The sequence below is a fragment of the Novosphingobium sp. genome (assembly GCF_036820275.1).
Classification (GTDB): Bacteria; Pseudomonadota; Alphaproteobacteria; order Sphingomonadales; family Sphingomonadaceae; genus Novosphingobium.
The window spans coordinates 77,326-90,556 of the sequence record NZ_DAISLT010000019.1 but is presented as its reverse complement, the minus strand read 5'-3'; the positions used below and the strand labels follow the sequence as shown (position 1 = coordinate 90,556).

Here is a 13,231-nt window from a genome sequence, read left to right as displayed (position 1 = left end):
GGCCGATCCGCTTGCGGGTGTGCCGGACGCTCAATCCTCGGCGGCGGGACCGATGGGGCGCAAGTTCGACTTGAGATCCGCATCGGTGGCGGAGCACACCGAAAGAATGCGGCAAGGCCCCTTCCCTACCGCGACATAGGCATGACCCATGGAAGCGTCGAAATAGACCGAGTCGCCGGTATTCAGCAGCGAAGGCGCATAGATATCCGTGTGGAATTCGCACTGACCTTCGATCACGAAGGCATATTCCTCACCCGGATGCCGCATCAAGTCGTCGAAATCCTCGATCGCCCGGGCTTCGATCTCGATGATCATCGGGTTCAACTGCTTGTTGAGCAGATCGGCGGACGGATACGTATAGCTGTACGTCGCCGTCTGGATCGACGGCCCCTCTCCCGCAGGCGTAATCGTGCGGCGGCCGATCGGCATCGGGGCGCGGACCGGCTTTGAAGCGGCTGCCGGAGCAGGCGCCGCGTTCGAGAACAGCTGGGCGATATCGATGCCAAGCCCCTGGCTGAGCTTCACCAGCTTTTCGTAGCTGAGCGACATCTTGCCGGTTTCGACTTTGGACAATGTGGAAACCGGCAGTCCGGTCTTCTCGCTCGCCTGCGCCAGGGTCATGCCGTTCGCGGAGCGGAACTCCCGCAGGAAAGATCCCGGATTGCTGTCTCCCGAGTTCTTACCGCCCGAAATCTTACCCATGCTATTCTGTGCGCTCTTCATCCGGTTCCGGCACCTTGCGATCACTTTTTTCCGATTAGCACGGGGTTTGCTGCGGTGCAAAGTGTCCGAGCGGCCTTGGGCACGCACATTGCGCAGTTCGGCGCGGCGATGCTAAGGAAGCAGCCTATTTTTCCGAACAGGACGCAAATGTCCGTTCGCGCAGGGCAGCATACAGGAGCATTCGGATGGCAGGCGGGCGACAGACCCTTGGCGCAGTGATCACCGGCCTGCGCACCCGCAACGGCTGGACGCTCAAGGAAATGAGCGAGCGCTGCGGCATACCCGTTTCCACCCTCTCCAAAGTGGAACATGACCGTCTTTCGCTGACTTATGACAAGCTGCTGCAAGTCAGCGAAAGACTGAACATCGGCATCGCCGACCTTTTCGTCGAAGAGGAAAATGCGGCGCCGGCGACGGTCATGGGCCGCCGCAGCATCGGTTCGATCGACAAGGCCGTTCGCGTCGATACGGACAACTACGAATACTACTATCTCTGCACCGAATTGCGGCACAAGCGCATGGTGCCGGTGATCAGCCGCATCCACGCGGAATCGCTGGAACAGTTCGGCGAACTCGTCCGCCATTCGGGCGAGGAATTCATCTACGTCGTCGACGGTGAAATCGTCGTCCACACCGAGTTCTACGACCCGATCCAGCTCAAGGCGGGCGAGTCCATCTATATCGATTCCGGTATGGGCCACGCCTACGTTTGCGCGCCCGGCTTCAAGGAGACGACGATCGTCAGCGTCATGTCCAGCGCGGAGGAGGACCTCTCCTCGCTGATCCATGAAGCCGGGCAGCCGGTGACGAAAAGCGCGGTCAAGAAACGCGCGCCTCGAAAGAACTGATCTTCTTCACGGCTTCACGGGCGTGAACAGCAAATCGCGATAGTCGTAGCTGAAATCGGCGATGGGCGAGGCCGGTTTCATCGTCACGCGCTCAACTCTGCCTTCCGCGTCCAGGCCGAAGGTCACATAGGCAGGCTCGATCGTCCGGTCCTCGAAACGGGTGAGGAAGCTGTCGTACTGGAAATGCTCCAGCTTTCCGCCCATGCGCGGGGTGGAGCGGAAATCGATGGTCAGCCCCTTCCCCTCCTGCGCCACGACGATATCGCCGTACCAGGGGTCGCGATAGGTCCCGGCATAGCGAGCCAGCGGCAGCGATGGTCCCGACCCGGCAGGACTGGCCGCCCCGACCTTGAAGGCGGCAAGGCCGTCGGCGACTTTCTTCGCCTTGACGGCACGGAACCGGGCCGGCCAGCCCTGTGCAGGCTGGCCGAGATAATGGTCGAGCAACTCGTACATCAGCCCCTGGATCAGTTCGCCGTCCTCGCTGTTGATCTGGATCGAAAAGCCGACGTCCTGCTCGGGCATCAGCACCACCACGGTCTGGAAACCGAAGACGGAGCCTCCGTGCTGGACGATCTGCGCGCCGCGATAGTCCTGCACGATCCAGCCCAGCGCATAGCTCTGGAATTTGGGCTGGCTCGCCGCCAGTTCGGCCGGTCTGGCATCGATCGGCATCAGCGTTTCCGGCCGCCACATTTCGCGCGCCTGTTCCGGGGAGAAGAGTTCCCGCCCGTCCGGCAACCTGCCCTGCCCCAGTTGCACGGCCAGCCACTTGCCCATGTCCGCCGGGCTGACCGCCAGCCCGCCCGCCGGGGCCGCGTTGCGGGCAAGCCCGTCGCGCTCGTCCAGCATTTCCTGACGGCCCGCCCCGCGCAGACCGCCATCCATGCGCGCATGCGGCTGGGCGCGGTCGGCGCTGGCGAAGCGGTCGGGATCGTCGCTGACCGAATCCGCCATGCCTGCGGGCTTGAAGATATGGTTCTTCACATAGGCTTCCCAGGTCTGTCCGGTCACTTCCTGGATCAGTTGGCCCGCCACCATGTAGAGCACGTTGTCATAGGCATAGCCGCTGCGGAAACTGGTCGCGGGCTTGATATAGCGCAGGCGCCGGACCGCTTCCGCGCGGGAGAGGTTGCTGCGCGGTACGAAGAGCAGATCGCCTGCTCCCAGTCCGAGTCCGGAGCGGTGGACCAGCAGATCGCGGATCGTCATCTCGCGCGTGACCCATGAATCCCACATCTGGAAGCCGGGCAGATGGTCGATGACCTTGTCGTCCCAGGCGATCTTGCCCTGGTCCACGAGGGTCGCGAGGGCGGCCACGGTCACCGCCTTGCCGGTCGATCCCGTGGGAAAGATCGTATGCGGGGTCACCGGATCGGCCGAACCCAGCCGTTTCACGCCGTAGCCCTTTGCCAGGACGGTCTGCCCCTGCTCGACGATGGCGATGCCGATTCCGGGCACGCCGACCTCCTGCCGCAAGGCCTCGACGCGCGCATCGAAGTCTGGCGGCGGCGCGGCGTGAGCGACAGCGGGGGCAAGCGCGAGAGCGATCAGCAGGGGTTTCATGCAATCTCCGGTTGGGGTGCCGCCCGCATATGCCGCTGACGGCGAACCAGTCGGAACAGGCCGAGGGTCAGAAGCGGCAGGAGGTAGACGGCGAGGAAGACGTAGGCGATCGCCCGGTAGCCCGTGGCGATCAGGGCGACGAGCCCGACCCGGTCGGCCACCAGCATGCAACCGGTCAGGATCACCAGCGCGATGGCAAGGCGCGCGGCACGGCCCAGTACCGCGCCGCGCCGGACATGCCAGGCCTTGGCGATCCGCTCGTTGACGGCATGAACGGCGCCGGTCCCGCTTTCCAGCAGGGCGGCGAAGATCATGATCTGGAACAGCAGATGGAAGGCCGGGCTGCCCAATTTTCCGAGCAGGAAGTCCGAGGGCAGCACTTCGAGCGCAATACCGGGGTAGAAGGCGATCATGCAGACGAAGAATATCACCGCCGGGGCCATCGCCAGCTGGCCTGCCACCAGTCCGGCCACCACGGCATCGCGGTCGGACGTCATGTGGCGCAGCACCGGCAGGATCACGACGGCGCCGATGATGTTGTAGGCGGCGTAAGTCACCCCGCCCAGCACCCAGCCGCCCGCCGCTTCGGCAGCCGGTGGCGGCTGCATGAAGCCGTTCGGGATGCGATCCCCGAAAGTCGTCAGCGCCAGCACCAGGAACAGCGCATAGACGCCGTAGAGCAGGAACGAGACCCACTTGAAAAGCTGTTCCACCGAGGCATTGCCGAAAGTGGCGAAGAAGCCGATGCCGGCCATCAGGGCAAGAGTGCCCGCGATGGCCGGCAGGCCCAGCGTCGCCTCCGCAATCGCACCGGCGGCGGCGCCGAAGACGGCAAGGATAAGGATGATGAAAAGCAGGTAGGCGACCTCGAAGATGACCCAGCCCCGCCCGAGCAGCGCCTCGAAGAAGCTGCGGTAATCGCCGGCGCCGACGGTGCGGGCGAAAAGGAAAGTGCATGCGGCCACGAGGCTCCAGATCAGCATGGCCAGGACCATGCCGGCCAGCCCGCCCCAGGGGCCGCCAGGCAGGAAGAATTCCGCCAGTTCGCGCCCGGTGGCATAGCCGCCGCCGATGATGACGGCCTTCAGCGCAAAGCCGGGCAGAAGGAAGCGCTGGAACCGGCTCGGCCCTCGGTGCTGCCCGCCATTTCCCTGCCCCCCATTTCGCGCTCCCCCATTTCCCGGCCCCGCCTGAACCATCACCTTCTCCGATTTTCTGTTATCAAAGGATCGCGCCGTGGATCAGGCCGGGACCAGGCTCTCGCGCCCCCAGATGCGTTCATCGCACCATGCCGTGCCCTCCTCGTAGCGGATCGCCGGATCGCGGTCGTTCGCCAGGAAGATCGGGCCGTCGAGATCGCAGATGTCGCAGACCTGCCCCAGCAGGAAGCTGGGTGCCATGCTGAGGGTGGAGCCGCCCATGTTGCCCACCATCACGCCAAGACCCGCAGCACGGGCGGCGCGGGCGATCATCAGGCCTTCGGTCAGCCCGCCGCACTTGTCGAGCTTGATGTTGACGACGTCGAACCGGCCGACCAGCGCGGGCACGTCGTCCAGCGTCAGCGCGCTTTCGTCCGCCGCCAGCGGGATCGGCGATGTGTAGCCGTCGAGATCGGCCTCCCGTCCGCGCGCCAGAGGCTGCTCGATCAGCGAAACTTTCGCCGCGACCATCGCCGCGACCAAGGCGTCGAGTTCGCCGATCGCGAAGCCCTGGTTGGCGTCGACGCCCAGCCAGACATCGGGCCGCGCCGCGCGGATGGCGGCGACCCGTGCGATATCGAGGTCGAGATCGCCGGTCAGCTTGACCTTGATCGCCTTGATCGGACCGAACGACACGGCCTTCTGCGCCATGACGGCAGGATCGTCCGCACCAAGCGTGAAGGTGGTGACGACAGGCCGGGGCTGCTCCAGTCCCGCCAGAGCCCAGACCGGCTTGCCGGTGCGCTTGGCGTCGAGTTCCCAGAGCGCGGCGTCGACAGCGTTGCGCGCGCCGCCGGGCGGCAGGATCTTGCGCAGCTCCGCGCGGTTCGGCCCCGCCTCGATCGCGCCTCGCTCGCGTTCGAGATCGGCGAGCATCTGCGGCTGGCGGTCGTCCAGATAATAGACGCCGTCGCCCTCGCCCCGCCCGCTATGGACACCATCGGACAGGGTCACGACCACGCAGTCCAGTTTGTCGAAAACGTAGCCCGAAATGCGGAACGGGTTCCTGTATTCCAGCCGCTCGGCCTGCACGCCGAGAGTCAGCGAAGTGGTCATGTCGAAAACTCCACGAAAGAAGTGCGCCGACCGGGCCTCGCCCGATCGGTGCAGGCATCACCAGTTGGCGCCGAAGCTGATGAGGCGGAAAGCCAGCGCGACCCACAGCATGATCCCGGCCGCGAGGACGATGAGCCCGCTCCACAGCTTGCCCAGCCAGCCGCCACCGCGCGTCCAGATCATCCGGGCATTCCAGAGGGCAAGGGCCAGGAAACCGAAGAACAGCAGCAGACCGGCGATCTGGTTGAACCAGATCAGCGCTGCGGACGTCTTGAAACCGCCGACCTTACTGGCGACGAACGCCCAGCTGCCGAGCAGCAGCGGCATGGCCCAGGCGCAGGCGCGCAAGGCACGGTGGACGGCAAGGTCCCGGCCCGTCCGGTCGAGCTTCACTCCGTACCGGCGGCGAACCAGGGCGCCGACCGGCCAGCCCAGCGCCGTCAGCACGATGATCGCCAGGGCAGCCATCGCCGCCGGTTTCAGCCAGGCGGTATCCTTGTACCAGGCGACCCGATCCCAGACCATGAACGGCGCGATCGGATCGTAGAAGACGCGCACGGCCTTGCCGTTCTCCACTTTCGCGGCGAAGCGGACGCCGTCCTCGCGGGACTGCCAGACGAACGGCGCAACCTCGATCCACTTGCGCGGCGCGCTGCCGATGGTCCGGATATTGGCCACCGTCAGCTTGCCGTCCTTGTCGGTGCCGACCCGCATCTGCGTCAGCAAGCCCATCATCGCCGCCCAGTTCTCCATGGGCTCGCGGCTGTTGGCATATGTACCGGCAACCAGCGCAGCGTGTTCGCGCGCGGTCGGCAGGTCTGCCGGGGGAGACCAGGCGGGCGCGGGGAAGTAACGATCCGCGAACTGCTTCAACATGGCATCCCGGATCGGGCTGACGGCCTTCTCCTTCCCCCGGCTGTTCATGGAAATGTAGAAGCCGACATTCTTGCTCGGAAAGAGCACGAGATTGGAATGGAACAGCTTGGTGTCGCCCGCGTGGGCAATGGCGCTAAGGCCGTTGACCTTCTGCTCGTAGAACCCGAGCATCATGCGGTTGAACCCCGGAAACGGCTCGTTGGCGGGCGAATGCATGCGCTTGGCCGTCTCGGGCCGAAGCAGCGGGCCGCCATTGTCGAGATGGGCGATCATGAACTTCGCCATGTCCGCGCCGCTGATCGAGGAACTTCCCGCCGGGGCGACCGACACGATCTCGAACGGCTCGGCCGCGCCCGATCCCAGGTCGTAGCCCTTGGCCATGTCCGCGCGCAGTCTCGCGGGCACAGGCTGGCGGAACGTCGCATGGCGCATGTCCAGCCGCTGGAAGATATTGCGCTCCACGTAGTCGTCGAAAGACAACCCGCTGACACGCTGGACGATGTAGCCCGCCAGCGCGGTCGCATAGTTGGAATAGGCCGGGGTCGATCCCGGCGCAAAGACGCGGTGCGGCGTCCAGCGCTTGACGGCGGATTCCAGCGTGGGCACGTCGTCGCGCCGGACGATCAGGTCGCGCCCCGCTTCCTCGAAGCCTGCCGTATGCGTCATGATATTGCGCAAGGTGATGGGCTTGCCGTCGAAGGGCGGAATGGCGAAATCGAGATAGCGGTTGATATCGGCATCCAGATCCAGCTTGCCCGCCTCGACCTGCTGCATCACCGCGGTCCAGGTGTAGAGCTTCGACACAGAACCGGGGCGGAACAGGGTCTTCTCCGGATCTACGGGCTTGCGGGCGGCCACGTCGGCATAGCCGAAGCCGCGCTGCGTCAGCACTTTGCCGTCCTTGACGATAACCACCACGGCCCCGGCGATATCGCCCCGGCCCAGCGCGTAAGGCATGAAGCCGTCGAGCCAGGCATCGGCATCCTGCTGCGTCAGGTCATGCCCCACCGGGACTGGCCGATTCTGCGCAGCGGCCGGAGCGCGGGAAGGCGCTTGCTGCGGTGTCTGGTCCGCCTGTGTCGCGCTGCCTGCAAGAGCCAGCGCGGCCACGGCCAAACATCTCATCCATCGCATGCTGCCAATTCCTTCCCTGGACTTGCAGACTGATCTCGCTCCCAAGGGAGGGTCAGTGCCGATCATATCCTAATTAGGACATATTTATCTATTTCAGAAAATTGTCAATCGCGATGCGCACTTCGGCATGCTCACCAGACCAGCGACGATCGCGCCACGATCAGGCTGCTGTGCGAGCGGCGGTAGGGTATGGCGCTTTCAGGCAATGCCAAGGCCTTGCTTCCCTCCGGCCAGCCGTCGCGGACTTCGACCAGAGCGACATCGACACGACCGCTCGAACCGGCCGACATGGTCAGGCGAACCGGCTCCGGGCCGCTCGCGTGGAAGGCAACCGGCGACCATTCTCCGGCTTTCAAGGTTCCTGAAACCGGCAGGTCCATCAGCCGGAGGCCGGTCAGATCCACGCTCGGCCTGACGTAGATCCGCATGAGGCGGCCGCCGTTGCGGTTGGCCGCGATCAGTTCGATCCGGCTTCCGGTCAGGTCCAGTTTCAGTTCCGGCCGGATGAAGCGGCCTGGCCTCGCCGCGGCGATCCATTGCGGGTCCTTGGCGAAGGGTGCGACAGGCTGAAGGCTCGGCGTCCCGCCATCCTGCGTGAGAACGCGGCGGACCCAGCCCGCGCGATCGAGCTTTCCGCCGACCCACTGGGCGCGGTGCTTGTCGATGTCGTCGAGATGGAAAGCCTCGACCAGATCAGGCGTCTCTTCCGTAGGCGTACGCGCCTTGATCACGACGCCGATGCAGAGAGCAATGCCGAGGACGACGCAAAGCGCCCCGGCTCGCGACAAATGACCTGCCGACCAGAAAAGAGGCATCAATGCCAGCAATGTCACCAGAATGAAGGGCGCGATCACGGCGGGCAGGCTCGCGCCGATCATGAGGAAGAAATCATGGCCCGACCGCGCCATCAACCCGGCGATCAGAACGGCGGGCAGCACCGTCAGCGCCAGTCCTGACGGCCGCATGATCCGCTCCGGTGCCAGCAGCACGAAGGCCAGCGAGGGAAGCAAAAGCAGCAGGGGCCAGATCAGGACATGGGCTCCGTGTGGAAGGAAGACCTGCAAGATCAGCGCCATCAGGCCAAGCATCGCGGCGGCCCCGGCGAACCATCCGCCAAGTCGCGCCGGACGCCGCATGCCCGCGAATGCCAGAAGCATCGCCGTTACCGAAAGGCCGAAGGGAACCCAGTTCGCCTTGCCGAGCAGGGACGCCAGCAACCCGGCCAGGCAAAGTCCCGCCATGGCGAGCCATGGCCGCCCCGTGGCTGCGGCATGGAGAAGCAGCAGGCCGGTCCCGAACCCCAGGAAAACGGCGGCCGCGAGCAGCCAGCCGAACTGCCCGATCAGCGCATAGGGCGAAGCCGCCTCACCCGCTGCAAGGACGATGACACGCATGGCCAGCATCAGCGCGGTCACGATCCCGATCTGCAAGACCAGCAAGCCGCCCGTCCCGGCCAAAGTTTCGCGCCACCCGATCGTACGGCGCCTGAAAGCGATCGTCAGGATTGCCCCTATGCCGCCCACCGCGACAAGCGCCAGCACCCAGCCCAGCCAGATCGGATAGGTCACCAGATGAAGGCCGAAGAGGTCGGCGAAGACCTTGTCCTCGCGCGGCTGCTCCAGAGTTTCGGCCTGGGCCAGCGCGCGGACGACGGGCAGGACCTGATCGCCCATATGCTGGAGACTGCCCGCGTTGAGCCGTTCCGGCGTCGACAGCATCGTGTGGTAGGCCATCTGGTGGCCGAGGAAAGCGAAGTTCATTCCCGGCAGGCCCTTGTCGAGCGCCGCCGTCAGATCGGTATCGTTCGGCATCCGCTTGTAGACCGTCACCAGCAGCGAATCCGCCGCCGGCGAGGGAACCGTGCGTCGGTAGAGATCGATCAGCCCCGCATTTCCAGCGCTCGTCTGGAACATCAAGGCCCGGCCGCTATCCCCGCGCGCTTCCAGATTAACCACGACGCCGATCGAATCGCGCAAGGGGTCGGATGCGAAAAAGGCGGTCGAGCCAAGGAGGCCTGCCTCCTCGCCGTCGGTGAACAGGAAGATCACCGTGCGGCGCTGCGGTCCGGAGGCCTTGAGCGCGCGGGCCACTTCCAGCGCAACGGCCACGCCCGAAGTATCGTCACCCGCCCCCGGAGAAAGTGCGGCAGTATCGTAATGCGCCATCAGCAGGACCGCCGGAAGCGCGGGATCGGTGCCCTTCAGTTCTCCCACCAGGTTGCGCATGCGCCCCGCGATCACGGCATCGCCCAGATAGCGCCGCGCGGAAATGGCGACTTGCGACCTTGCTTGCGGATCGAGCCCGAGAGCCGTCATCCGCGCGGTCAGATAGCGCCGGGTTTCCTCGATTTCCGCCGACCCCGTCGTATGAGGACGCGCCGCGATCGACCGCACGTCCTGCATCGCCCGGTCGGCGGAGAATTGCGTCGTGCTGATATCCGCAGGCTTCGGGGACGGCAGCCGGTTCGCCAGTCCCCCCAACGCAGCCCCCAGGACGATCACGAAGACGACCGACAACCACCGCACGGCGGGAGCGGACAACAGGGTGCAACGCATCACCGGCACATCTCCAATATGAGAATATTCTCTTTATGAGTGATTGATCTCATATTTTGAAAATATTTCAACCGGGATCACCCCGCAAGAATGAGCGCGGGTGCCTCGATCAGCTTCTTGAGGTCCTGGGCGAAGCTGGCGGCATCCCAGCCGTCTACCACGCGGTGGTCGCAGGACATCGAGATATTCATGATCTTGCGCTTCTCGATGCGCTCGGTGCCGTCGGCGCCCTTCACGAACATCGGTCGCTCGACGATCCGGTTCGGACCGATGATCGCCACTTCCGGACGGTTGATGACCGGCGTGGTCGCCACCCCGCCCATCGGCCCGAGCGATGTCACGGTAATCGTCGAACCCGAAAGCTCGGACGACTTGGCCGAACCATCGCGCGCGGCCTGCGCCAGACGGCCGATCTCGGTGGCGAGTTGCCAGAGATTGCGATCCTGCGCGTCGCGGATCACCGGGACCATCAGTCCTGCCGGGGTCTGCGCCGCCATGCCGACATGGACCGAACCATAGCGCGTCACCACGCCCGCTTCGTCATCGTAGTGGGCATTCAGCATCGGATACTTCGGCAGCAGCTTGCAGATCGCCGTGATGAGGAACGGCAGCATCGTCAGCTTGGGACGCCCGTCCACATTGGCGCCCCTGCCCTCGTTAAGCTGCGCGCGGACCTCCTCCAGCGCCGTCACGTCATATTCCTCGACATAGGCGAAGTGCGGGATCTGGCGCTTGGACGCCGCCATGTTCTCGGCGATGCGGCGGCGCAGGCCAATCACGCGGACCTGCTCATCCTGCCCCTTGCGACCGGCAGGCTGGAAGCCGCCCGCGGCATTGTAGGCCAGGAACGCGTCGAGATCGGCATGCCGCAGGCGGCCATCCTCGGCCGGACGCACTTCGGACAGGTCGATACCGAGATCGGCGGCACGCTTGCGCACCGCCGGGCTGGCCATGACTTTGGCGTGGGCGGCTGAGGGTCTGGGCGCGGGCGTGGGCGCGCGGGCTTCGACAGGCTCAGCCTGAGCGGGTGTGGGGGATGGGGCCTGAGCAGGTGCAGGTGCTACAGTGGCTTCGGTTTCCACGACCTCCGCTCGTGCTGAGCCCTGAGCTTGTCGAAGGGTCGAAGCACCGGCCACTGCCCGCTCAGCACGCTCGATGACCTCGGCCTTCGACGCAGGCGCGCGGTCGACTTCGTTCCCCGCGCCTTCGACCTCGATCACCACCAGCGGCGAGCCGATGGCGATCACATCGCCCGTCTCGCCCGCCACTTCGACGACCACGCCCGAAACCGGGCTCTCCATCTCGACCGTCGCCTTGTCAGTCATCATGTCGGCAAGGCGACCGTCTTCCTCGACCGTGTCCCCGACTTTGACGTGCCAGGCGACGATCTCGGCCTCGGCGATACCCTCGCCGATGTCCGGCAGGCGGAATGTGAAACGACCCATCAACTGTTCTCCATCACGCGGCGCAAGGCCGCGCCGATCCGGGCCGGACCCGGAAAGTAATCCCACTCGAAAGCATGGGGGTAAGGCGTATCCCATCCGGCAACCCGCTCCACCGGCGCTTCGAGATGATAGAAGCAGCGCTCCTGCACCAGCGAGGACAGTTCGCCGCCGAACCCGCCGAACCGCGATGCCTCATGAACGACGACACAGCGCCCTGTCTTGCTCACCGAACGGACGATCGCCTCGATATCCAGCGGCACGATGGAGCGCAGGTCGATCACTTCGGCATCGATGCCCGTATCTTCCACCGCTGCCAGCGCGACATGAACCATCGTGCCGTAAGCCAGGACAGTCGCGTCCTCGCCCTCACGCGCGATCCGGGCTTCGCCCAGGGGCACGCGATAGTGGCCCACCGGAACCTGCGCATCGGCATGCCCTGACCATGTCGCCAGTTCCCGCTCGTGACGCCCGTCGAAAGGCCCGTTGTAGAGACGCTTGGGCTCCAGAAAGATCACCGGATCGTCGCATTCGATGGCCGCGATCAGCAAGCCCTTGGCATCATAGGGCGTCGAGGGGATCACCGTTTTGAGGCCGGTGACATGGGCGAAGATCGCCTCGGGACTCTGGCTGTGGGTCTGGCCGCCGAAGATGCCGCCACCGTAGGGCGAGCGCACCGTGATCGGCGCCCAGAACTCGCCTCCGGAACGATAGCGCAAGCGCGCCGCCTCGGACACGAGCTGGTCGTAGGCCGGCAGGATATAGTCCGCGAACTGGATTTCCGGCACCGGCCGAAGCCCCTGCGCGCCCATGCCGATGGCGGCAGCGATGATCCCGCCTTCCGAGATCGGCGTATCGAAGCAGCGCTTCGCCCCGTGGTGCGCCTGAAGGCCGTCGGTCGCCCGGAACACGCCGCCGAAGTAGCCGACATCCTCGCCGAAGACGAGCACATCGGGATCGCGCGCGAGCATGACGTCCAGCGCATCGTTGATCGCGCGGATCATGTTGAGTTCGGCCATCGCTCAGACCCCCGCTTCGCGCCGCTGTTCAAGCAGGCGCCAGTCCGGCTCCGCGAACACGCCTTCGAACATTTCCGCCAGCGGCGGCTTGGACTTGCCCAGCGTGCCGACCGCCTCGCCCGCCCGCACCGCCGCACGCACCTCTGCGTCGAGTTCGGCCAGCAAGGCCTCGTGCAGCCGGGCATCCCATTCGCCAAGGCGGACAAGATGCTGGCGAAGCCGCTCGACCGGATCGCCGAGCGGCCAGCATTCGCCTTCCTCGCGCGGCCGGTAGCGGGTGGGATCGTCGCTGGTGGAGTGCCCGGCAACCCGATAGGTGAAGAACTCGATCAGCGTCGCGCCCTTGTTCGCGCGGGCGCGCTCGGCGGCCCACTGCGTGGCGGCGGCCACCGCCAGGAAATCGTTCCCGTCGACCCGCAGCCCCGGCAGGCCGTAGCCGATGGCACGACCGGCAAAGGTCGTGTTCTCGGTTCCCGCAAGCCCGGCAAAGCTCGAAATCGCCCACTGGTTATTGGTGACCGCGAAGATCGCCGGTGCCCGGTAGACGGCGGCGAATGTCAGGGCTTCGTGGAAATCACCTTCCGCCGTGGTGCCTTCGCCGGAATAGGCCAGAGCGATGCCGTCCTGCCCGCGATAGGCCGATGCCATTGCCCAGCCCACCGCATGGCCGAGCCGCGTGCCGAGATTGCCCGAAAGCGAATAGAACCCGTAGTCGCGCGCCGAGAACAGGATAGGCAACTGCCGTCCGCGCAAGGGATCGTTCTCGTTGGAGAAGATCTGGTTGACCATGTCCACCAGCGGGTAGCCCCGTGC

The 13,231-nt window shown here is 65.4% G+C and carries 10 protein-coding genes; 1 reads left to right on the top strand and 9 read right to left on the bottom strand.

Features of this window, described 5'->3' with window-relative positions; genetic code table 11:
• Positions 1 to 30: 30 nt before the first annotated feature.
• Positions 31 to 702, bottom strand: a complete 672-nt coding sequence (locus V7066_RS16000; RefSeq protein ID WP_334183976.1) for a helix-turn-helix domain-containing protein — start codon at positions 700 to 702, stop codon at positions 31 to 33.
• 206 nt (positions 703 to 908) lie between these two features.
• Here V7066_RS16000 and V7066_RS15995 point away from each other — a divergent pair, with 206 nt between their 5' ends.
• A complete protein-coding gene (locus tag V7066_RS15995; RefSeq protein ID WP_334183975.1) occupies positions 909 to 1,571 on the top strand; it encodes a helix-turn-helix domain-containing protein in 663 nt (220 codons plus the stop codon).
• 6 nt (positions 1,572 to 1,577) lie between these two features.
• On the opposite strand, the gene V7066_RS15990 is transcribed toward V7066_RS15995, so the two are convergent.
• The 8 genes from V7066_RS15990 to V7066_RS15955 all read right to left on the bottom strand — a co-directional run.
• Entirely contained in the window at positions 1,578 to 3,137 is a 1,560-nt protein-coding gene (locus V7066_RS15990; protein ID WP_334183974.1) for a serine hydrolase, read from the bottom strand.
• Positions 3,134 to 4,336, bottom strand: a complete 1,203-nt coding sequence (locus V7066_RS15985; protein ID WP_334183973.1) for a YkvI family membrane protein — start codon at positions 4,334 to 4,336, stop codon at positions 3,134 to 3,136. Before V7066_RS15985 ends, V7066_RS15990 begins: the two co-directional genes overlap by 4 nt.
• A 42-nt stretch (positions 4,337 to 4,378) precedes the next feature.
• On the bottom strand, positions 4,379 to 5,392 hold the full coding sequence (locus V7066_RS15980) for a dipeptide epimerase (protein ID WP_334183972.1): 1,014 nt from the start codon (positions 5,390 to 5,392) through the stop codon (positions 4,379 to 4,381).
• Positions 5,393 to 5,449: 57 nt separating this feature from the next.
• Complete coding sequence (locus V7066_RS15975) at positions 5,450 to 7,393, bottom strand: serine hydrolase domain-containing protein (protein ID WP_334183971.1); 1,944 nt, start codon at positions 7,391 to 7,393, stop codon at positions 5,450 to 5,452.
• A 140-nt stretch (positions 7,394 to 7,533) separates the two neighbouring features.
• Positions 7,534 to 9,957, bottom strand: a complete 2,424-nt coding sequence (locus V7066_RS15970; RefSeq protein WP_334183993.1) for a M20/M25/M40 family metallo-hydrolase — start codon at positions 9,955 to 9,957, stop codon at positions 7,534 to 7,536.
• A gap of 77 nt (positions 9,958 to 10,034) precedes the next feature.
• Positions 10,035 to 11,402 carry a dihydrolipoamide acetyltransferase family protein gene (locus V7066_RS15965; RefSeq protein WP_334183970.1) on the bottom strand — a complete coding sequence of 456 codons (1,368 nt, stop codon included), beginning with the start codon at positions 11,400 to 11,402 and terminating at the stop codon, positions 10,035 to 10,037.
• Positions 11,402 to 12,418: an alpha-ketoacid dehydrogenase subunit beta gene (locus V7066_RS15960; RefSeq protein WP_334183969.1), complete on the bottom strand. Its 1,017-nt coding sequence runs from the start codon at positions 12,416 to 12,418 to the stop codon at positions 11,402 to 11,404. Before V7066_RS15960 ends, V7066_RS15965 begins: the two co-directional genes overlap by 1 nt.
• A gap of 3 nt (positions 12,419 to 12,421) precedes the next feature.
• A partial coding sequence (locus tag V7066_RS15955; protein WP_334183968.1) for a thiamine pyrophosphate-dependent dehydrogenase E1 component subunit alpha occupies positions 12,422 to 13,231 on the bottom strand: 810 nt, incomplete at its 5' end.